The following is a 20,128-nucleotide window of genomic DNA, read 5'->3' as shown; positions in this document are numbered from 1 at the left end:
AGGCAGGATGCCCCTGTGCACCATGTCCTGTGCGGGCTCGCCGCCAACCCCAGCCTTCCGCCCGAGTTGGTCGACCGGTTGATCTCGGTCGCGGACGCCGACATCGCCGTCGATCTCGCCGGGCGCGCGGACCTCAGTCGTGGGCAGGCGGTGGCGCTGGCCGCGCGGGTCGAGGGAAGTGCCGTACAACTCGCCTACGAGGGAAGGCTGACCGCCGACGACATCGATCCCGTGGCCCGGCCCGACGCCGCGCTTGCGTTGCTGGACGAGGGGGCCGGCGATTCGGAGTGGGGGCGTCTTCTCGTCGCCGATCCGGTGGTCGGGCGTCGGGAGAAGCTGGCCGGGTGCTCGGGCCTTCCGCCCGAGGTCGTGAAGGCGCTGGCCGCGGACGCCGACGTACGCGTCGTGGCGGAACTCGCGTTGTGGACGACGGCGGAGCAGGCCGCCGCCCTGGCGGAGCATCCGCATGCCGAGGTGCGCCGGGCGGTGGCGGCCAACGAGGCCACGCCCCCGGTCGTGTTGGCGCGGTTGATCGGTGGCGAGGGGCTGCCTCCCGCGGAGCGGTGCGAGGTGTGTGACCGTGAGGAGACACCGTTCGTGCACGATCCGCACTGCCCGCGGCTCGACTGCGAACTGCCGCCGGGTGCCGCGTGCGACGGCTCTCACCAGTCCACCGTGTACGCCATGCAGGAGGCGGCGCTGCGGAATCCGGCCACGCCCGTCGAAGCCGTCGTCGGTTTCGTCGACCATCCATCGGCCTTGCTGCGCTGGACACTTGCCGCCCGCGCCGACCTGCCCCCGGCGGTGGCCGGTCGGCTCGCTCTGGATCCCGTCCCCGGCGTCCGCGCCGATCTCGCCGAGAATCCCGCGATCGACGAGGCCACGATGCGCACACTGGCCGACGACCCGCACCAGGACGTGCGGCGCAGCCTCGCGCACAACCCGCACGTGCCGCTCGACGTGCTCGTCCGGCTGGCGGCCGCCACCAAGATCGGGGCCACGCTGCTGCCCCGCATCGCGGCCGCCTCGCCCGCCGAGGTGGCGGAGCTGGCCCAGTCGCCCAGCGCGCCCGTGCGGATGCTCGTTGCGCTGCGGCGTGATCTGCCGGACGAGGTCCGCGATGCGCTGGCCGACGATCCCGACGCGAAGGTCGTCAAGTCCGTCGCCGCCCATCCGGGCCTGTCCGACGGGCAGTTGCGCGCCATGGTCCGGCGGTACGGCGTCCAGGTCGTCGCCAAGGTCGCGACCAACCCCGACGCCGCACCGGCGCTCCTGGAAGACCTCACCCGGCACGAACCTCCTGTACAGAAGGCGTTCCGTGAGATAGCCCGGCACCGCCACGCCACTGCTCCGGCACTTCTTGCCTGCCTTGCGGACCGGCAGGCGAGGCCCGTCGCCGCCGGCCATCCGGGACTTCCGCCGACGGTCGTCGTGGAACTCCTCGGCGACACCGGCGAGCGGGTGGCGGAGGCGGCGGCCGCCAATCCGTCTTTGCCGCTTGGGGTGATGGTGGATCTGGTGCGGTCGGCGACGAGGGGGGAGCCACCGGTGTCACGAGAGACCTGGTGATCACCTTGTGGCTTGCGGCTTGCGCAGCATGAACACGTCCACCGGATCCTCGGTCTCCGCAGTGAATCCGTGGCGTTCGTACAGCCGCCGGGCCGGACTGCCCTGAAGTACGTTCAGCCGGACCGGGGTTCCCTCGCGGTCGCACTGTTCCAGCAGCCCGCACAGCACGGCCGTACCGATGCCGCTGCCCTGCAGGTGCGGGGCCAGGTAGAAGTGCTCCAGCCAGTGGGCGTCCGCGGCCGGCCGCAGCGACACACAGCCGGCGAATGCGCCGCCCGCCTCGATCACCCAGGTGTGCGCCGGAGCGAACCCGTCCCGCAGCCGCTGCCGCACCCGATGCTCGTCGTACCGCCCGAGCCGCTCCAGATCCGCCCGCAGCACCACGGCCCGCAACTCGGCCACCGCCTTGACGTCCGCCGCCGCAGCCGGCCGGATTTCCCAGTCCGCCATGATCGTCAGACTAGTGCGTCAGGCTCCCCGAGCCCCCGCAGACCGACGCCCGAGGACCGGCTCCGCCAGCAGCCGGGCCATCCCGCACAGCGTCTGGCCGTGCCGGGCGAAGAGTTCGTCGCGTGAGTCGAAGTGGCCGAGGTCCGCCAGGACATGGGCCGAGAGGTCGCACGCGGCGCCGTCGCTAGGGCAGGCGGTCGTGCCGTCCCAGTCGATCGCCGTGCGGGACAGCGCCTCGAAGAGCGTCTCCGTACCGGAGTTGGTGAAGCCGCCGCCACCGTTGCTCAACTCGTCCAGGCCGCCGAAGAGTTCCGAGACCGTCAGCCAGGGGGCGGTCGGTGAGAGGCCTTCGATGTGGAACTCGGGCCAGGCGAGCACCACTTGGTGGGGGACGATCCTGTGCAGCCGGGGAAAGCGCGGATACCAGAAGCTGCCGTCCACCAGCAGACCCCGCACCCGCGTGGCCACCCCGGACGCCCGCGCTACGGACTCCAGGATCGCCAGCCGCTGGCTGCACGAGCCGCGGCCACGGCGCAGCACCTCCGACACGGGCCGCTCGTCCTGCACCGAGTACACCGGCCGGACCGACGTGGCGATCCAACGGTGGGCCCGGCGCAGGGCCGCCAGCCGGTGGACGGGGTCCGCGGCGTCCGGCAGGTCGATTTGCCCGAGCAGCGAGGCGACGGACGGGTGCTCCCAGTCGAGGATCCGCGTCGGGGCGGTACTTCCCGCTGCGCGGGCCGTTCCCTCGCGGGCACGGCCTCGCGGCATGAGCAGTGAGCTCGTCATGACCGTGGTCCTCTCGTCCGGCACCCGCCTCCGGGTGACAGGACGTATCGTGCCAGGGAAGTTGAACGCGTTCAACTCGCTCCCGGCGGACGCGGTCCCGGCACCCCGGGCGCCGTCGAAGCGGTCCGCCGGGCGGCGACCTTTACGCCTTGAGCTGCTTCGACTTCTCCACGGCTGCCGCCAGGCATGGCGGCCGCGGTGCGGACCGGAAATGGGAAGTTGGGCTGACCCAACTTCCTCTCGGTCGGTAGGGGAGCCCGCGTGCGTGACAGTTCGCCGCTCCCGGGCAACCGGCGTAGCGTCGAAACAGGGGGAACGGTCTATGCGTGCGAATCGAGGAATCCGCCATGACTGTTCTGGTGCACAACCAAGCGGTGGACTGGAACCAGGAGCTCTACCAGCAGACGTTCGACCGCGTGATCCCGGACCGCGCCAACCCGCCCGCCGGCCTCATCGCCCACTTCGCCGCACCGGGCGAGGACGGTGGCTGGCAGGTTGTCGACATCTGGGAGTCGGAGGCTGACTTCCGGCGCTTCCTGGAGGAAGCCGTCATCCCCGCGGCGAAGGAAATCGGCGCCCCGCCTTTCGGCACGACGATCGTCGAACTGTACAACTCCCTCGTCCCGTGACCTGAGCCGCCGAACCCGGTGGCCGACCGGGGCATGTCGTCTAACCTTCGGTGTGGATCAAGTCCGAGGGGGAGTACGCATGTTCGCGGTGATCTATCGGTGGCGCGTCCATGAGGGGAAAGAGCAACTGCTCGTGGACGGCTGGCATCGGGTGACGGTGGCGATCCACCGTGAGTGCGGAAGCTACGGGTCTCGACTGCACCAGGCGGACGACGGCACTTGGGTGGCGTACGCCCGCTGGCCGGACGAGGAGACCCGTACCCGGTGTGCCGTACCCGAGCCGGAGGGCGAGGCGATGATGCGCGAAGCGATCGCGGAGTACTTCCCGGAGACCCGGCTGCGCATCGTCGACGACCTGCTCGCGGAGCCGAAGGTCCCCTGAAGCAGGGGGTGTTGACGAGCCCGGGGTTGGTGGCAGCGTGTGGCTCTACCCAGGTTCCCCGGGTGGAGCCAGGCGGGGTGTGGAGTAGGTGGTGACCTGGCCGTCGGTCCCGAACGAGGTAGTCGAAGTCCGTGACGTCCGGCTCGCTCGCGCAGTACCGCCGGACGCGCAGGGCAATTGTGTAGCCGCCGTCCGGGTCGACGAGCAGCACGCCGCGGATCTCGCCCTGTTCGGCGAACTCGGCCGCGAGTGCGAGGCCGAGGAGTGCCTGTTACCAGGCGGCGCTGCGGGCTGGATCTGTCACCGGCGGCTTTACGTGGCGCATCCGCCGCAGCCCAGACGTCATGGTGTCTCCGCCCGGTCGTGCCGTGGTTACAGCGGCACCTGCTCAACGTGGGACTGTGCCGTCCCGAGAAAACGTCTGCGATATTGCTGTGCATATTGTTAACAATCTTGTAGCGTGCGTCTCGCCTTGACCTGAGGCATCGGCGAAGCACTTGGTGCTCGATGAGGGGAGACCCCATGCAGCGGCACTCTGCGTCCTTCGGGCGCGAGGCACTCACGCACTCGGCGGGGATACGGGAAGGACGCCCGGTGATCCGCCACCACCTCCTGGCAGGCCTGGCGATCGCGGGCTCTCTCGCCCTCACGGCCGCCGTGGTGCCGGCCTCCGTCGCGGTGGCTGCTGCCGAGAGCCGTGACCCTGCCGCGGATCCGCAGGACTCCGCGCTGGACTTCGACTCCGCCGCCTACACGACGATCACCGTCACCGTGGACGGCCGGCCGATGAACGTGCGCTGGTACAAGGAGATCTGCTACGTCGCCAAGCCGGTCGCCGCGGCCGCACAGCAGCCCGGCAGCGGTACCACAATCCCCAACACCGCCTGCGGCTACCAGAGCATGAACGTCTTCGTCCCCGAGAGCGCCTTCGACGACCAGCGGACGCCGGTCTACTTCGCGGTGAACAACGGTGGCTGGAGAGCCAGTTACATCAGGGCAAGCGTCACCGACGGCACCGCCTACAACAGCTCGACGAGCAACGTCGGCGCCGCCCTGAAGGCCGGATACGTCTTCGTCGACGTCGCAAGCCGCAGCCGCGGTCTGCTCGGCGCCGACGGCTCCGCCCCCGGCAAGGCCCCGGCGGCGGTGGTCGACGCCAAGGCCGCCGTGCGCTACCTGCGCCTCAACGACGCCACGATGCCCGGCAGCGCCGAGCGGATCGTCGTCAACGGCACCAGCGGCGGCGGCGCACTGGTGTCGATCCTGGGCGCCTCCGGCAACAGCGCCGAGTACCACCAATACCTCGCCGCGGTCGGCGCCGCCGGCATCGACGCCAAGGACCGCAGCACCCTGCGCGACGACGTCTTCGCCGTCAACGCGTACTGCCCGATCACCGACCTCGGCAACGCCGATGCGGCCTACGAGTGGCTGTACAACGTCCTCGCCACCCGTGACACCGTCGGTTCGAACCCGTCGCCCGAGGACGCCGCCGCGATCGCGGCGCAGTTCGCGGCGTACGAGAAGAGCCTCGGGCTGCGCAACCCCGACCGCTCCCGGCTCACCGCCGCGACCATGCTCGACACCATCAAGGACGAGGTCATCCGCTCCGCGGAGACCTATCTGAAGGCCGATCCCGCCCATACGATCCCGCCGCTGGGCGGCACCTTCGAGATCACCTCCGGGCGCCCGCCCACCACCAAGACGTACGTCAACGACTGGATCGACGTCGACACCGCAACCGGCAAGGTGCGTTCCCTCGACATGGCGAAGTACCTCGCCTTCGTCGCCACCCAGGCCACGCTCAAGACGACCCCCGCCTTCGACGCGGTGGGCGTCAACGGGAACACCACCAGCGGCACCGAGACCGACCTCTTCGGCCCGCCGGCGCAGAAGTACATGAACTACACCGAGTTCAGCTGGAATCACAACGATGTCGCCGGCGACGGCAGCGGCCTCGACGACACCGGGCTCACCTGGGACCAGTACACCAGCAGGAAGAGCACCACCGTCGACGACCAGGTCCACCTGATCGACCCGATGGACTTCATCGGCACCGGCGCCGACACCGCACCGAACTGGTACGTCCGCCACGGCACCCGTGACCGGGACACCGCATTCACCGTCTCGGTCAACCTCGACCGGGCGCTCGCCGCCGACAAGCAGGTCAAGGACCTGAACTACCAGCTCGCCTGGAACCAGCCGCACGCCGGCAACTACGACGTGCCCGAGGCCGTGGCCTGGATCGCCAAGGTCGTCGGCGAGGCCGGCGACCCGCTCGACACCGGCCGCCAGGGATAGCCCGGCCGCGGACGACCGGTCAGGCGTCCGGCATTGACGCCGCGAGGTGTTCCCACGCCGCGTGCACGTCCTGCGCGACGATGCCGAACTGCGTGATGACGGCGACGCAGCGCCCGTCCTCGTCGTCGAGTTCGAGCGCCGAGGTCGGGCCGTGGGCCGCCGTCGAGCGGACGAGGTGGCAGGCCCGGACACGCGCCAGGTCGATCTCCACCGAGCTCTCGGCGACCGCCGCGAACACCCGCCCGCCGACGGTCCGGTCGGTGACGTGCACGCGGCCGCTGCACGCCTGCATGGCCGCCGGGGCGAACACCGCGACGCCGATCGGCAGCCCGACGGAGCAGACATGGTCGAGTACGGCGGGCAGGACGCCGGCGTCGATCGGCCGGTGCTCGCCGCGGTACCGGTCGAACGCCGCGCGCCGGGCGCGGCCGCCGTCCACCAGGACCGCGTCGAGCTGGGCGAGCTGGTCGCCGTACTCCCAGTCCGGCACCGCGGGGGCGACCTGTGCTCCCGTGACCTGTGCTCCGGCGTGGACCGTGCGGGCGAGCCCGACCAGCAGCCGGTCCCCCTCGGACAGCAGCCGCCCCTCGTGCACGGTCCGGCCGTCCGCGTCGAACAGGTGCAGGGCCACCGAGCCGGTGCTCTCGTCCCGTGCGACCACCGCCGACGCCACACCGGCACCGTCCAGGCGCAGCGCGATCGAGCCCGGGCGGACGGCGAACGCGTCGCCGCGCAGGCTCGGGACGTCGTAACTGCCGGCCTGGTCGATGCGCGCGACCGGACCTCCGGTGACCGCCTGTACGTGCTGGAAGAGCGTCAGGCACTGGGCCAGCTCCGGCATCCGCGCATCGATCAGCCGCACGCGGCTGTTGCGCCGGCCGCAGCACCCCTCGAACGCGCAACCATCCTGCTCCGTCATGCTCAGTACACGTCCCGTACGTAGCGCTTGGCCCGGCGCAGGTCCGCCAGGTACTCCGCGGCGTCGTCGTCCCCGCGTCCGCGTTGCTCGGCGATGACGCCCAGCAGGGCCGCCTCGACGTCCTTGGCCATGCGGGAGGCGTCACCGCAGACGTAGACGTGCGCTCCCTCCTCCAGCCACGCGTACAGCTCGCGCGACCGCTCCCGCATCCGCGTCTGCACATAGATCTTCTCGGCCTGGTCGCGCGAGAACGCCAGGTCCAGCTCGGTGAGCACGCCGCGCTTGTGCAGCTCGGTGAGTTCGTCCTCGTAGACGAAGTCCGTGGCGCGGTGCTGGTCGCCGAAGAAGAGCCAGTTGCGCCCGGCCGCGCCGCGCGCGGCCCGTTCGTGCAGGAAGCCGCGGAACGGCGCGATGCCCGTGCCGGGGCCGATCATGACCATCGGGGTGTCGTCGTCGGCCGGGACGCCGAAGGAGGCGTTCGGCTGGACGTAGAGGCCGATGGCGCCGTCGACCCGGTCGGCGAGGTACGTCGACGCGACGCCCTCGTAGCGGCGCTGTCCGGTGCCGTAGCGGACCGAGGCGACGGTGAGGTGGATGCGGTCCGGGTGGGCGAGCGGGCTCGACGAGATCGAGTACTGCCGTGCCTGCAACGGCCGTAGGAACGGCAGGAGTTCGCTGAGGCCCGGGGACGCGGAACCGGCGTCCCGGAGCAGGTCGAGGATGTCCCGGCCCCACAGCCAGGAGTCGAGGTCGGAGCGGTCGCCGTGCGCGACGACCGAGGCGAGCTCGCTCGCCGGTGCCCGCTCGACGAGGTCGGCGATCAGCTCCTTCGACGGGGCGCGCAGCTCGCGGCGCAGCAGGTCGGCGACCTCCTCGTCGTCGCCTCCGCCGAGGTGCTCCAGGAGCTCGTCGACGAGCCTGGAGTCGTTGACCGGTACGACGGCCAGCGCGTCGCCCGCCTCGTACGTGATGCCGCTGTCGCCGAGGTCGAACTCGTAGTGGCGGATCTCCTTCGCGCTGCCCGGCGAGGACAGCAGCCGGTTCTCGGCGAGCCGGGAGCGGTAGGGGTTGCGCTTGTTCCACGCCGAGCGGGCCCGAGGGGCCGGGTCCGCCACGGCCACCGGGGCAGCGCCGGTTTCCGCGGCCAGCCGCTCCAGCACCGCCGCCGTCCACTGTGCCGCGGGCTCCTCGAAGTCCACGTCGCAGTCGACGCGTTCGTGCAACCGGGACGCCCCCAGCTGCTCCAGCCGCGTGTCGATGAGCTTCGCCGCCTGGCAGAAGTCGTCGTAGCCGCGGTCGCCGAGCCCGAGGACCGCGTAGCTCAACTGCTCAAGGCGCGGAGCCGTTTCGGCCTGGAGTGCCTCCCAGAACAGCATGGCGTTGTCGGGCATCTCGCCCTCGCCGTACGTGGAGGTGACGACCAACACGTGGGACATCGCGGCGAGTTGTTCGGGTGTGATGTCGTCGAGTGCGGTGGCCGTGCCGCCGAGGCCGCGGGCGCGGGCCCCGGCGACGAGTTCGCCGGCCAGGAACTCGGCGTTGCCGGTCTGGGTGCCGTACAGGACGTCGATCGTTGCCGTGGGTGTGTCGGAGGCCGCGCTGCTGCGGCGTCCGGCGGCGGCGATGCCGGCGATGAATCCGGCGAGCCAGGACTCCTGCGCGGCGGAGAACGGCGCGTCGGCCGGGATGAGGGCTCCGGTCGGGGGCATGAGGGTCACGCGGTCACCGCCTCGGTGGGGGCCTGCGGGATGCTGCGGCCCGCGATGTCGTCGAGCGCGGCGGTCGCGAGCAGTTCGTCGAACCGGGCGGCGCGGACGCGGCCGGCGTTCTTGGTGTTCTGGTGCATGATCCAGCCGTAGGTTCCGGGGGCGTCCACGCTGAGGTTGTTGCGTTGCCGCAGCGCGCTCTTGTAGTCGTCGAGGCGCTTGACCGCGATGAGGGTGGCCAGCTCGTCGTCGGCGAACCGCTCCAGCGTGCCGCGCAGGTACTTCACCACTCGCTGCCTGACGAAGAAGTCCTCGGTGAGGACGAGGTTGCGCACGGCCTCGGCGACCCGCGGATCGTCCGGGCCGCTCGCGCCGGGCACCCGCTTCAGCGCGAGGTCCTGGGCGACGCCGAGCACCGTGTACGAGGACAGCAGAGCGAACATGTCGTCGCTGCCCTGGTCGCCGAAGGCCGGGGCACGGCCGCCGAGGACGGTGCGGCGGTCGCGGTAGTCGACCTTGAACGCGCGGAGCTTGTCGGAGGCGATCGAGGTCGCCAGCTCGTCGAGGAGTTCGCCTCGGGTGGCCGCGGCGAGGATTTCCCCCGCGTCCTGGTAGAGCAGCAGCGCCCGGGGCATCCCGCAGTACACATGCTCGCGCTCGGCCTCCCAGTCCTCCAGCAGCCGGGCCGCCAGGGGCGATCCGGTCGCCTCCAGGTGCCAGGCCAGGAGCAGCCGTACGGCGGCCTCGTGGAAGGCGCCGTGCTCGGTGTCCGTCACCGGGAACACGAGCAGCGAGTCGGCGCTCACCCGGCCGGACAGCTCGCCCGAGGGGTCGTACTGGTAGAGGAATCCGCCGCTCATGCCGTTGCCGAGGCCCTTGCCGAAGCCGCCGAGGTTCAGCACGGTGCCGCCGGTCATGTACTCGCAGCCGAAGTCGCCCAGGCCTTCGACGACCGCGGTCGCGCCGGAGTTCCGTACCGCGAACCGGTCACCGGCCTCGCCCTGCACGAACGTCCGGCCGCCGGTCGCGCCGAACAGCGCGAAGTTGCCGACGAGCACGTTCCCGCCGCGCTCGGCGCTGCCGCCGCCCGGGGCGCGGACGACGATCCGGCCACCGCTCTGGCTCTTGCCGACGCCGTCGTTGGCGGTGCCGGTGTGTTCCAGCGTGATGCCGTCGTTGCAGAACACGCCGTACGACTGCCCGGCGGAGCCGGTGGTGCGCAGGCGCACGGCGCCGTCGACGAGGCGGCGACGGCCGCGGTCGTCGGCGGTGACGGCGGGAAGGCCGCCGCTCACCTCGTGGTTGAGGAGCCGCTCGACGTCGATCGAGAACTGCCCGCCCACCGACTTGTCGCTGTTGCCGAGGCGGATGCCCTCGATGAGCACGGACGGCTCGCGCCGTTCCACCAGCGCCGTGCGGATCCGCTCGATGAGTGCGTCGTCGGTGGTGAAGTCCTTCTCCAGGTACTCCGGGTCGTCCACGACCTTCTCGGGCACGCGCGCCAGCAGTCGGCGCACGTCGAGGCGGCCGACGCTCGCCGGGTGGTCGAGCAGTTGCAGCAGGTCGGTGCGGCCTCGTGCCTCGCGCAGGGAGCGCAGGCCCAGGCGGGCGAGGATCTGCCGTACGTCGTGCGCGATGTTGAGGAGGTACTGTGCCAGCGCGCGCGGGTCGCCCTCGAAGACCTCGGGGTTCGTGGTGAGCCCGGCGGGGCACTTGACGTTGCAGTTCTTCGCCATGACGCAGCCGAGCATCATCAGCGCGGTCGTGCCGAACTCGAAGCTGTCGGCCCCGAGGAGAGCCGAGGTGACGACGTCGCCGCCGGTCTGGTGCGCGCCGGAGCAGCGCAGGACGACCTTCTGCCGCAGCCCGTTCGCGACGAGCGCCTGATGCACCTCCGCGACGCCGATCTCCGCCGAACGCCCCGCGTACTTCAGGCTGGTGACGGCCGCGGCACCCGTACCGCCGGTGTTCCCGGCGACGTTGATGACGTCCGCGCCGGCCTTGGCGACACCGACCGCGATGGTGCCGATGCCCTCCGAGGACACCAGCTTCACGATCACCCGCACCCGGGCGGCCTTGCAGTCGTGGATGAGCTGGGCCAGGTCCTCGATGGAGTACGTGTCGTGGTGCGGGGGAGGGGAGATGAGCTCGATGCCCGGAGTGCCGCCGCGCGCCGCCGCGATGTCCACGGTGACCTTCGGCGCGGGCAACTGCCCGCCCTCGCCCGGCTTCGCACCCTGACCGATCTTGATCTCCAGCTCTTCGAGCATCGGGTCGGCGAGATAGCCCGCCCAGATGCCGAACCGGCCGGACGCGAACTGCTTGATCCTCGATCCGCGGATGGTGCCGTAGCGGGAGTGGTGCTCGCCGCCCTCGCCGCTGTTCGACATGGCGCCGACCATGTTCGTGCCGTGCGCAACGGCCTCGTGCGCGGTCGCCACGAGCGCGCCGTGGCTCATCGCGCCGGAGGCGAGGGAGCGGGTGATCTCGTGGGCGGGCTGGACCTCGTCCAGGGGGACGCTGTTGGGGGCCTTGGCGAGCAGGGTCAGCAGAGGGGCGGAGGTGACGACGACGCTGTCCTCGGAGACCTCCAGTGTCTCGACCTCGCCGGGGTAGGCCAGGGCGAGGCCTTCGGCGAGGGCGGTGTGGCGGTCGATGCCGCCCTCGTGGAGGCTCAGGCGGGCGGTGTCCCCGATGGTCACGGTGACGCCGCGCACCGTCACGCTCGCGTTCCCGCTCGTCGAGAACCGCCCCAGCTCCCGCGCGAAGTCCTCCGGCGTACGCAGCCCGGTCACGTCCGCGGGCAGCGCCAGCACGTCACGCAGGGCGGCCGGGCGACGCGACCGCTCCTCGTGCGTGGTCCGCAGGAAGGCGCGGTACCCGGGCGTGATTCGGAACGCGTCGATCTCGGCGTCGCTCAGCGCGTCGTACCCGGTGTTGCGGTACGCGGCGTCGGTGATGCCGAAGGCGTCGTCGAGCTGCCCGAGGGTGAGGAGCCGCAGCGCGTCCGGGTCACCGTCCTTGCCGAACTCGGGCTTCTCCTCGGTCATGTCGCCGAAGCCGCGCACGGCCGTGACGCCGAAGGAGTGCCCGGCGCCGTCCGAGCGCTCCTTGAACAGCCCGAGCAGCGGGATCTGCTGTTCGGTCGCCACGGTACGGGCCCGCTCGTGCCACTCCGTCGCGGCCTGGGCGATCCGGGCGAACCCGACGCCGCCGACCGGGGCCTCCATGTGCGGGAAGATCCGCGCGAAGATGTCGTCGCGGGTGTCGAGGTAGTTCGGCTCGAAGAACTCGCCGCCGATATAGCTCTCCGCGGTGCACAGCCCGACCCGGCCCATGGTCTTGGCGAGGGACTTCTCGGCCGCCTTGCGGAACTTGGCCAGCGCTCGGTCGGTGCCGGTGATCTCGCCCGCGGGTGCCGGTGCGCTCGGGTACTTCTCCTCGGCGCGCAGCCGTGCGCTGAGGCTGTAGACCGCCGAGGCGCCGAAGCCGAGCGCGGTCGCCACATGGTGGGAGGAGGCCAGCTGACCGCTCTCGGCGACGATCGAGACGCGCAGCCGCAGCCCGGTCTCGATGAGGCGCTGGTTGACGGCGGCGACGGCGAGGACGACGGGCAGCGGTGCCCGGGTCGAGGAGACGGCCCGGTCGGTGAGGAGGGCGATGCCGCCCTGCTCGCCCGCGAACCGCTCGACGTCGTCGCAGAGCCGTTGGACCGCGTTGCGCAGCGCGTCGGCATTCGCCGCCTCGTCCCCGGCGACGGGGTCGTAGAGCATGGCGAACCGCTGCAGCGGCACGATCCGCTGGTCGCGCAGGCGGACCATGTCGAGGTGCCCGAGCACGGGCGAGGACACCACGAGCTGCCGCTCGTCCGTGCTGCCGGTCCCGTCGGGCTTCGGGCCGAGGGCGACCCGCATGCTCATGCCGTCGGCCTCGCGGATGCTGTCCAGCGGCGGGTTCGTCACCTGGGCGAAGCGCTGCGAGAAGTACTTCGCCATGCCGCCCTCGGTGTCGCTGAGCGCGTTGATGGCGTTGCCGTAGCCCATCGCGGAGATCCGCTCCGACCCGTCGGCGAGCATCGGGTCGAGCATGAACCGGAAGCTCTCCTGGTTCAGCGAGTACGCCACGTACCGCCCGGCGAGCGTGAGGTCGCCGTCGTAGCCGAGCGTCGTGGTGCCGCGGTAGTAGTCGGGGGCGGGCAGGTCGTCGAGGTTGACCCGCGCCGAGGCGAGCAGTTCGCTGTACGGCCGGCGCGCGGCGAGGGCGTCGAGGACCTCGCGGGTGCGCATCCGGCGGCCGGTGCGGTGGTCGACGACGAGCATGCCGCCGGCCTCGATACGGCCCCGGTGCACGACCTCGTCGTCGGGGAACGCGACCTGCCCGGCCTCGGACGCCACCATCAGGTACTCGGCGGTCTCGACGGTACGCAGCGGGCGCAGGCCGAGCCGGTCGAGGCGGGCGCCGACGACATCGCCGTCGCTGAAGATCACGGCGGCCGGGCCGTCGTTCTTCTCCTCGTAGAGGGAGAAGTACTCCAGCATGTCGCGGACGGCGTCGGGCAGGGTGCGGTCGTTCTCCCAGGCGGGCGGCATCAGCGACACGACCGCCTCGACGAGGTCGAGACCGTCGTCGAACACCCGGCTCTGCAGGGTCTGGTCGAGCCGCGAGGAGTCCGACTGCCCCGGCGGCCGCACGATGCTCCGGGTGCGGGCCCGGGCGAGGGCCTCGTCGCTCAGGCGGTTCTTGCGGTCGGTGTTCAGCTCGCCGTTGTGCGCCATGAGGCGGAACGGCTGCGCCATCGTCGGGTGCGGCTCGGTGTTGGTGGAGAACCGGGTGTGGAAGTACAGGGAGCGGACGGAGTGCCGCGGATCGCACAGGTCGCGGAAGTAGCCGATGACTTCACCGGAGTTGAGCCGTCCCTTGAGCACCTGCGTCCGTGCGCTCAGTGACAGCGGGTACAGCCCGGCGTAGACGTCGTCGGCGTAGGCGGCGGCCTCGATCGTGAGGAGCGCGCGGTTGGCGGCGGCGTCGACCTCGGCCCGCGCCCAGCCCTCGGGCGCGCGGAACACCCACTGCACGATGGGCAGTTGGTACCGCTCGGCGGCGGGCCGGGTCACGGAGTGGTCCACGGGTACGTCGCGCACGAGCAGCGTCTCGAAGCCCTGCTCGGCGATGCACCGGCCGACCAGGCGGAGGGCGTCGTCGCGGCGTTCGGCATCGGTCGGCACGAAGCAGTTGGCGACGCCGAAGTGCCCGGCGCGCAGCTCCTCGCCGGTGAGGGCGCCGAAGAACTCCACCGACAGGTCGACGCTCACCCCCGCGCCGTCGCCGACGCCCTCGGCGGACTTGCCGCCGCGGTGGGGGATGGTGCAGAGCGCTTCGTGGCCCTTCAGGATGACGTCGTGGCTCGGCACCCCGTCGAGGCGGGTGAGGAAGCCGACGCCGCAGTCGCTGTGGTCGCGGGCAGGGTCGTACAGACCGAAGGTGTCGTGATTCAAGTGCGGGTCCTGTGAGCGAATACCGGCTGGGGGTACCTCCCAGACCTTTGAGGCACTGGGGGAGGATCGGCCAGGCTGCGTCGGTGGAGCGCTCGCCGCGGGCGGACCGGGTGAGACGGTCGAGGCCCTGGGTGGTGCGACTAGGGATAGTAAGGGTCGCCTAACTGCCACCGCAAGGAATGTCCGCCCTGTGGTCAAGTGCGCACGGCCCGGCCGTCGGGACCTTGGTCCTGGCGATCACCGGGGGCCGTGCCGTAACGAATAAAAGTCGTACTTTTTAGGGAGCGGACTTATGTCGTACGCGTCGATCTCGACCGGAGGCGGCACGCTGGCCGCCACGGGCCTGGCCACCGGCCAGCTGTGGCTGGTCGCGGCCAGTGTCTGCGCCGTGGTGGTGGGCGCGGTCGCGGTGCGTGTGGGGTTCCGGCGCGGGCGTGGGCCGGTCGAGCGGTGAGCGCCGGCGTCGTCGAGGCGGGGTCGGCCGAGCGGACGGAGGGCTCCGCCGCCTCCGGGGACTGGCCGGGCGTGCCCCCGCTGCCCAGGGCCCGGCATCTGTCCTCGCGCGGTCTCGTGCTGCTGGGCGCGCTGCCCCTGACCGCGTTCCTGGCCTGGGGCGTCGCGCACACCGTCAGCCTGATCACCTCGCTGACCACCGGGCACACCGGGAGCATGGCCCTGCCCTGGCTGGTGTCGTTCCTGCTGCTGTGGTGGGTCCCGGTGTCCTGGCTGGAGCGCCCGCGCACCGCCGCCCCCGACGCACAGGCCGGACTGGACGCACTGAAGGTCACCGTCCAGATACCCGTCTACAACGAGGACTCCGACGCCCTGCGCGCCTGCCTGCACTCGGTGCTGATCCAGACGCGGCCCGTGAACCGCATCCGGGTCGTGAACGACGGCTCGGTCCACCCCGACGGCACGCCGATGACGTACGACGACGTACGCGACGAACTCTTCGCACGCGCCGCCGCCCACGGCGTCGAGGTCACCTGGGACCGCACCCCCAACCGCGGCAAGCGCCACGCCCAGATGCACGTCCTAGCCGACGACGACGCGGACGTGTTCGTCACGCTCGACAGCGACTCGGTCCTGGATCCCGAGGCCGTCGCCGAGGGACTGAAGCCGTTCGCCGACCCGAAGGTCACCTCCGTCGCGGGCCAGGTCGTGGTCCTCAACCACGACGCCAACGCCCTGACCAGGATGATCAACCTGCTCTACCTGCCGTTCACCCGCGGCCTGCGCAGCGCCCAGTCGGTGCTCGGCCGGGTCACGATCAACTCCGGGACACTCGCCTTCTACCGCGCGGACATCGTCCGCGACGCGGCCGGGGTCTACGAGCATGAGACCTTCCGCGGCCGGCCCATGCAGATGAACGACGATTCGATGCTCACCTTCTACGGCCTGCTCGCCGGCGACACCGTCCACCAGCCGTCCTCGCTGGTGTTCACCCTCGCCCCGGAGCGGTGGCGGCACTACCTGCGCCAGCAGATGCGCTGGATGCGCGGCACCACCGTCCGCCATCTGTGGTGGCTGCGCTACATGCCCGCGAACGGCATCGTGTTCTGGACCACCGTCGCCGAGTACGTCCACATCGTCCTCGGCATCGCCATTCCCGTCGTGGTGCTCGCCGACCCCGGCCTGCGCGGCCACCTCGGCTCCCTGCTGGTCGCCGGTCTGGTCATCGGGACCGCCATGAGCTACCTCATGTCGCTGCGCCTGTTCACGGTCCGGCGCAGTGACATGACCCTGCGCCAGACCGTGCTGCTGTTCGCGCTCGCCCCGCTCACCATGCTCTGGCGCGCCCTGGTCCTGAAGCCGATGTACCTGTACGCCATGGCCACCTGCCACCGCATCAACCGCTGGGGCACCCGCACCAGCGTCGAGGTCGGCCTCGGGTAGGGCGGCCTTCAATGGGGAGGGTGTGTACCACCGCATGTCTCAGGACCGGTCAGGAATCGAGAAGCCCCGGCCGCCGCGCGGACCCTAGCGTGATGGGCATGGCAACCACCGCTTCCACCGCAGCCACCACGTCCCTCGCGTCCGTCACCCTTGAGGTGGCCGACCCCGAGGCCGCCCGCCGCTTCTACGTCGCCTTCGGCGTGGACGCGTACCTGCGCCTGCGGGCGTCCGAGGCCCACTCCACCGGATTCCGCGGCTTCACCCTGGCGCTCACGGTGTCCGGCCCGGCCACCGTCGACGGCTTCATCGGCGCCGCCGTGGACGCCGGGGCCACGGTGCTGAAGCCCGCCGCGAAGTCGCTGTGGGGCTACGGCGGCGTCGTTCAGGCCCCCGACGGGACGATCTGGAAGATCGCGACTTCGGCGCGGAAGGACACCGGCCCCGCCACCCGCGAGATCGACGAGGTCGTCCTGCTGCTCGGCGTCGAGGACGTGAAGGCCACCAAGCAGTTCTACGTCGGCCGGGGCCTGACCGTGGCCAAGAGCTTCGGCGGCAAGTACGCCGAGTTCGCCCCCGGTCAGTCCAGCCCCGTCAAGCTGGCGCTGTACAAGCGCCGTGGCCTCGCCAAGGACCTCGGGGTTCCCGCCGACGGCACCGGCTCGCACGGCATCGTCCTCGGCAGCACCGCCGACACCTTCACCGACCCGGACGGATTCGTCTGGGAGGCCGCCGCGTAGGGCGGCGGGCCGAGGCCTGCCCGGGGCGGAACCGAAGAGGTGGGACCCGAAGCCGCCGGAACGCCTGGGGCCGGTCAGTTCAGCAGGGCGTCCGTGAACGTCTCACGGCGGTCCGCCAGCCAGGTCTGTATCCGGTCCCAGCGTTCCCATCCACCACGCTCGGCCAGCGCCTGGAGATAGACGGGGTCGCCGTCGGCCACGCGGCGGGCGACGAAGGCCCGGCAGACCTCGGTGGCCTGCTCCACCACGCCGGGCAACCCGGCGCGGTCCTGCAGCGAGAGTCCGTAGCTGTCGGCAAGGATCCGCAGCCGCGCGGGCGCATCCAGCCCCGCGGGATAGAGACCGGCCGCAGATACGGGATCGAGCATCGGCACCCAGTAGCGGGCGGTCATGGCGACGTCCCAGAGGGGACGGCCCGGGGCCGCCAGGTCGAAATCGATCAGGGCAATGGCGCGGCCGTCGCGGAAGACGACGTTGTCCGGGCACGCGTCGTTGTGGCACAGCATCGTTCCGCCCTCCGGGTCGGCCGGCTCCCCGGGCCACCCGGCACGGGGGTCGACCCCGACGGTCGCGCTGGTCTCGTGCAAGCGCCGCAGCAGGCGCCCCACCGACTCCAGGGCCGGCGTCGTCATCACCCAGTCCGGGAACGGCGGCAGGGCCACGTCACCGACGATGAAGGTCAGCTGCTCACGGCCGTCCTCGGTGAGACCGACAGGGGTCGGTGCCGCGTCGAAGCCGTGCTCCTTCAGTGCCCGGAGATGGGCGTGCAGGGCGGGTGCGTTGGGCGGCGCCGGACGCTCCACCAAACCACCGCGGCGGAAGACCGCCCCCGCGTTCACCATGCCGCCGACCAGTGCCTCGCCCTCAGCCGTCATGACGATGACGCTACTCATGTTCTCCGAGCGTGTGGGTGGCCTCCCGCTGGATCCTCGCGGAGCGATGAAGGAAGTCGAGGATCACGGCGAGCTCCGCCTCCGAGTACTGCGCGTACAGGTCGGCCAGCTGAGCCGCGAAGGGGGCGAAGAGCGGCGCGAACCGGGTCTCGGCGTCCGGGTCGATCTCGACGTTGACCCGCCTGCCGTCCCGTGAGTCCCTCACTCTTCGGGCAAACCCCTTGCGCTCCAGCCGGTCGATCAGCCCGGACACGGAGGCCGGAGCCAGACCGGTGAGCTCTGCCAGCTCGCCCGCGCTGAGTGCGCCTGACCGCTGGAGCAGGTCGAGCGTCTTCTCCTCGACTGCGCTGAGGTCCATCCGGGCACTGATCGCCGCGTGATACATGACGGCCGCATTGCTGTGCACCCGTCCTGCCTCCCCGAGTTCGGCGAGAAGTTCTGCCCTTGACGGCTCCATGCCCCACTCCCTACATTTAGTTCGGCCGAACGAAATATATCAGGACCGGAAGGGGCAGGGAAAGCATGGACACCCGAGAGACCGAGATCCACGAGCTCTTCGCCGAGTACTGCAAGACCTGGACCGAGGGGGACTCCGCCGGGTTCGGGCGGCTGTTCACCGAGGACGCCGACTACGTGTCCTACGACGGCAGCTGGGCGGCCGGCGCCGCGCAGCTGCAGGACAACCACGACAAGCTGTTCCGCGGTGTGATCGCCGGATCGGCGATGGTCGGCCAGGTCGAGTCGCTGCGCTTCATCACCGATTCCGTGGCCGTGCTGGTGGGCAACGGATCGGTCCTCATGCCCTGGCGGAGCAACCTGCCGAAGCGGCGGCTGTCACGGCAGATCATCGTCTGCGTGCGTACGCCGGAGGGCTGGCGGATAGCGGCGATCCAGAACGGCCGGCAGCGACCGGTGACCATTCCCGAGCCGGACTCGATGCCGTCGAGGATGTCGCAGGCCATGACGCGGCTGGCGCAGCGCTTCGGCGTCGGCCGGGCGCGTGAGGTCGCACTGCCGTGACGGTGTCGACCGGGGCCCGGCGTTCAGCTTCGTTCGCGGGCGGCCCCGAGGTGGGTGTGGGTGTGGGCCATGAACTGCTTCACGGTTTCGGGGTCGAACCAGGCGTGGAAGCAGGGTGAGGAGATCCGCAGTTGGCCGTGGACGACAGAGGCGGCGACGACGGGGAAGGGTGCGGCGACCTGAGGCAGGCCGGCGCTGATCAGTGGCCTGCTTTCGTCGGCAGCGGCTGATGCGCCGGGGCGGGGGTATCGGCCGAGGTCGGTCACGCCCACGGTGACGGGCAGGGGCGGCTGCTCCAGGAGCTGTTCGAGGGCGAGGACTTCGAGCTCCAACTCGCCTCCACGGACGGCTTCGTGGAATTGTGCGGTGATCTGCTGTCCTGCGTGTACGGCGCCGTGGTCCGCGGTGAGATGGAGGATCGCGTGGTACCCGGAGGTGGCGAATACCTGTGCCTGTCGGGGAATGCGCAGTCGGCGACGCATGTCGACGGGCATGTGGCACACCAGCGGCGCCGTGGTCTCGCGGGGACCGGGGTGCATGGAGCGGGCGGCGGCCAGTAAGGCTCCACAGGTCAGGGCGTGCATGGAGATGCGCGCGCGGCGGGCCGTGGCGGCGAGATCCGCCGTGGCGTGTTCGCTGAACCGCAGGTGTTCAACGCTGTAGCCGGACGGTCCCGCGCCACCGCGGTGAGGCAGTTGGACGACGGCCAGTCCGGCAGCGGTACGGCCGCGGCGAGCCGCGTAGCGGGTGATGTCCGCCGCGGTGAACCTTGTGGTGTCGATGGCTGCCTCCATGGGCGCAGGGGTGCTGCCCGGCGTTTCCGGAGGCAGGGGGAGCCCGCTGCGCGCCACCGCGTACAACTCGGTGAGTTCGCTGTTCAGTGAGGCGGTACTCGCATGGTCGGCGACGGCATGGTGCAACACCAGCACCACCGTGTCGGTGTCCTGCCCGGGCAGGACGGCCACGTGCAGAGTGTCCGCCGCTTTCGTGGCGCCGATGCGCGCGAGCTCCTCCTCGACGCGGGTGCCTCGTGGGCGCGCAACAGGTACGGGCGGCGCTGAGCGGGCGTGGAATCGCCAGCCCGAAGGCGCCGGTTCGATGGTTGCGGCCAGCAGAGGGTGGCGGGTGGCCAGGGCGGCCAAGGCGGCGGTGAGGGCCGTTGTGTCGATCCGTTCGGGGTGCTCGCCCCAGGCCGCGAGCCGGACGCCGCCGGGGACGAAGACCCATTCGCTCGGCGCCAAGGCGCGAGGGACCGGCACTGAACTACTCCCACCCGGTGACAGGGGGTGGGGCGTTGCGACACCTCACCGCCAATGGACACTAATTGTAGTCAGCAGACTACGCT

The 20,128-nt window shown here is 71.1% G+C and carries 16 protein-coding genes; 8 read left to right on the top strand and 8 right to left on the bottom strand.

Annotated elements, in window-relative coordinates:
• The first annotated feature begins 15 nt into the window (after positions 1–15).
• Positions 16–1,569, top strand: coding sequence for a hypothetical protein (locus AB0Q90_RS03445; protein WP_363158752.1), 1,554 nt, complete (start codon positions 16–18; stop codon positions 1,567–1,569).
• Here the strand turns inward: AB0Q90_RS03445 and AB0Q90_RS03440 are convergent, their stop codons facing one another.
• Together AB0Q90_RS03440 and AB0Q90_RS03435 are read right to left on the bottom strand one after the other, a co-directional pair.
• On the bottom strand, positions 1,570–2,019 hold the full coding sequence (locus AB0Q90_RS03440) for a GNAT family N-acetyltransferase (protein WP_363158751.1): 450 nt from the start codon (positions 2,017–2,019) through the stop codon (positions 1,570–1,572). It abuts the gene before it with no gap.
• A gap of 18 nt (positions 2,020–2,037) precedes the next feature.
• Positions 2,038–2,808 (bottom strand): transglutaminase domain-containing protein, encoded by a 771-nt coding sequence (locus AB0Q90_RS03435; protein WP_363158750.1) that lies wholly within the window; start codon positions 2,806–2,808, stop codon positions 2,038–2,040.
• Positions 2,809–3,155: 347 nt separating this feature from the next.
• Between AB0Q90_RS03435 and AB0Q90_RS03430 the strand changes: the two genes are divergently transcribed.
• The 3 genes from AB0Q90_RS03430 (at position 3,156) to AB0Q90_RS03420 (ending at position 6,117) form a co-directional block, all read left to right on the top strand.
• Positions 3,156–3,437 carry a hypothetical protein gene (locus AB0Q90_RS03430; protein WP_363158749.1) on the top strand — a complete coding sequence of 94 codons (282 nt, stop codon included), beginning with the start codon at positions 3,156–3,158 and terminating at the stop codon, positions 3,435–3,437.
• Between the two features lie 79 nt (positions 3,438–3,516).
• Positions 3,517–3,819 carry an antibiotic biosynthesis monooxygenase gene (locus tag AB0Q90_RS03425; protein WP_363158748.1) on the top strand — a complete coding sequence of 101 codons (303 nt, stop codon included), beginning with the start codon at positions 3,517–3,519 and terminating at the stop codon, positions 3,817–3,819.
• 522 nt (positions 3,820–4,341) lie between these two features.
• Positions 4,342–6,117 (top strand): subtype B tannase, encoded by a 1,776-nt coding sequence (locus AB0Q90_RS03420; RefSeq protein WP_363158747.1) that lies wholly within the window; start codon positions 4,342–4,344, stop codon positions 6,115–6,117.
• Positions 6,118–6,136: 19 nt separating this feature from the next.
• Here AB0Q90_RS03420 and AB0Q90_RS03415 read toward each other — a convergent pair whose 3' ends face one another.
• From AB0Q90_RS03415 to AB0Q90_RS03405, 3 genes are read right to left on the bottom strand one after another with little or no spacing between them, the layout of a single operon-like run.
• Positions 6,137–7,036, bottom strand: coding sequence for a hypothetical protein (locus AB0Q90_RS03415; protein ID WP_363158746.1), 900 nt, complete (start codon positions 7,034–7,036; stop codon positions 6,137–6,139).
• 2 nt (positions 7,037–7,038) lie between these two features.
• A complete protein-coding gene (locus AB0Q90_RS03410) occupies positions 7,039–8,745 on the bottom strand; it encodes a sulfite reductase flavoprotein subunit alpha (RefSeq protein ID WP_363159083.1) in 1,707 nt (568 codons plus the stop codon).
• Between the two features lie 5 nt (positions 8,746–8,750).
• On the bottom strand, positions 8,751–14,237 hold the full coding sequence (locus AB0Q90_RS03405; RefSeq protein WP_363158745.1) for a glutamate synthase-related protein: 5,487 nt from the start codon (positions 14,235–14,237) through the stop codon (positions 8,751–8,753).
• Between the two features lie 292 nt (positions 14,238–14,529).
• Here AB0Q90_RS03405 and AB0Q90_RS03400 point away from each other — a divergent pair, with 292 nt between their 5' ends.
• The 3 genes from AB0Q90_RS03400 (at position 14,530) to AB0Q90_RS03390 (ending at position 16,870) form a co-directional block, all read left to right on the top strand.
• Positions 14,530–14,691, top strand: a complete 162-nt coding sequence (locus AB0Q90_RS03400) for a hypothetical protein (protein ID WP_363158744.1) — start codon at positions 14,530–14,532, stop codon at positions 14,689–14,691.
• Positions 14,688–16,133 carry a glycosyltransferase gene (locus AB0Q90_RS03395; protein WP_363158743.1) on the top strand — a complete coding sequence of 482 codons (1,446 nt, stop codon included), beginning with the start codon at positions 14,688–14,690 and terminating at the stop codon, positions 16,131–16,133. Before AB0Q90_RS03400 ends, AB0Q90_RS03395 begins: the two co-directional genes overlap by 4 nt.
• 92 nt (positions 16,134–16,225) lie before the next feature.
• Positions 16,226–16,870, top strand: a complete 645-nt coding sequence (locus tag AB0Q90_RS03390) for a glyoxalase (protein WP_363158742.1) — start codon at positions 16,226–16,228, stop codon at positions 16,868–16,870.
• Positions 16,871–16,944: 74 nt separating this feature from the next.
• Here AB0Q90_RS03390 and AB0Q90_RS03385 read toward each other — a convergent pair whose 3' ends face one another.
• The gene (locus AB0Q90_RS03385; RefSeq protein WP_363158741.1) at positions 16,945–17,745 is read right to left on the bottom strand and encodes a phosphotransferase; all 801 of its coding nucleotides are present in this window, start codon (positions 17,743–17,745) and stop codon (positions 16,945–16,947) included.
• A 10-nt stretch (positions 17,746–17,755) separates the two neighbouring features.
• Positions 17,756–18,220 (bottom strand): MarR family transcriptional regulator, encoded by a 465-nt coding sequence (locus AB0Q90_RS03380; protein WP_363158740.1) that lies wholly within the window; start codon positions 18,218–18,220, stop codon positions 17,756–17,758.
• Between the two features lie 65 nt (positions 18,221–18,285).
• Between AB0Q90_RS03380 and AB0Q90_RS03375 the strand changes: the two genes are divergently transcribed.
• Positions 18,286–18,783 carry an SgcJ/EcaC family oxidoreductase gene (locus AB0Q90_RS03375; protein ID WP_363158739.1) on the top strand — a complete coding sequence of 166 codons (498 nt, stop codon included), beginning with the start codon at positions 18,286–18,288 and terminating at the stop codon, positions 18,781–18,783.
• A gap of 23 nt (positions 18,784–18,806) precedes the next feature.
• On the opposite strand, the gene AB0Q90_RS03370 is transcribed toward AB0Q90_RS03375, so the two are convergent.
• The gene (locus tag AB0Q90_RS03370) at positions 18,807–20,024 is read right to left on the bottom strand and encodes a hypothetical protein (RefSeq protein WP_363158738.1); all 1,218 of its coding nucleotides are present in this window, start codon (positions 20,022–20,024) and stop codon (positions 18,807–18,809) included.
• Between the last annotated feature and the right edge of the window lie 104 nt (positions 20,025–20,128).

It is taken from the genome of Streptomyces sp. NPDC079141 (assembly GCF_040686775.1).
In the GTDB taxonomy this organism is placed as follows: domain Bacteria; phylum Actinomycetota; class Actinomycetes; order Streptomycetales; family Streptomycetaceae; genus Streptomyces.
Note: the sequence above shows the minus strand (reverse complement) of the source record. Positions and strands in the feature narration are given on the sequence as shown.

Bases quoted from the DNA above. Each gene is read 5' to 3' on its own strand.
- AB0Q90_RS03420 (WP_363158747.1), top strand. From the start codon at position 4,342: ATGCAGCGGCACTCTGCGTCCTTCGGGCGCGAGGCACTCACGCACTCG.
- AB0Q90_RS03425 (WP_363158748.1), top strand. From the start codon at position 3,517: ATGTTCGCGGTGATCTATCGGTGGCGCGTCCATGAGGGGAAAGAGCAA.
- AB0Q90_RS03390 (WP_363158742.1), top strand. From the start codon at position 16,226: ATGGGCATGGCAACCACCGCTTCCACCGCAGCCACCACGTCCCTCGCG.
- AB0Q90_RS03430 (WP_363158749.1), top strand. From the start codon at position 3,156: ATGACTGTTCTGGTGCACAACCAAGCGGTGGACTGGAACCAGGAGCTC.
- AB0Q90_RS03380 (WP_363158740.1), bottom strand. From the start codon at position 18,220: ATGGAGCCGTCAAGGGCAGAACTTCTCGCCGAACTCGGGGAGGCAGGA.
- AB0Q90_RS03440 (WP_363158751.1), bottom strand. From the start codon at position 2,019: ATGGCGGACTGGGAAATCCGGCCGGCTGCGGCGGCGGACGTCAAGGCG.
- AB0Q90_RS03400 (WP_363158744.1), top strand. From the start codon at position 14,530: ATGTCGTACGCGTCGATCTCGACCGGAGGCGGCACGCTGGCCGCCACG.
- AB0Q90_RS03375 (WP_363158739.1), top strand. From the start codon at position 18,286: ATGGACACCCGAGAGACCGAGATCCACGAGCTCTTCGCCGAGTACTGC.
- AB0Q90_RS03435 (WP_363158750.1), bottom strand. From the start codon at position 2,808: ATGACGAGCTCACTGCTCATGCCGCGAGGCCGTGCCCGCGAGGGAACG.
- AB0Q90_RS03410 (WP_363159083.1), bottom strand. From the start codon at position 8,745: ATGCCCCCGACCGGAGCCCTCATCCCGGCCGACGCGCCGTTCTCCGCC.
- AB0Q90_RS03415 (WP_363158746.1), bottom strand. From the start codon at position 7,036: ATGACGGAGCAGGATGGTTGCGCGTTCGAGGGGTGCTGCGGCCGGCGC.
- AB0Q90_RS03385 (WP_363158741.1), bottom strand. From the start codon at position 17,745: ATGACGGCTGAGGGCGAGGCACTGGTCGGCGGCATGGTGAACGCGGGG.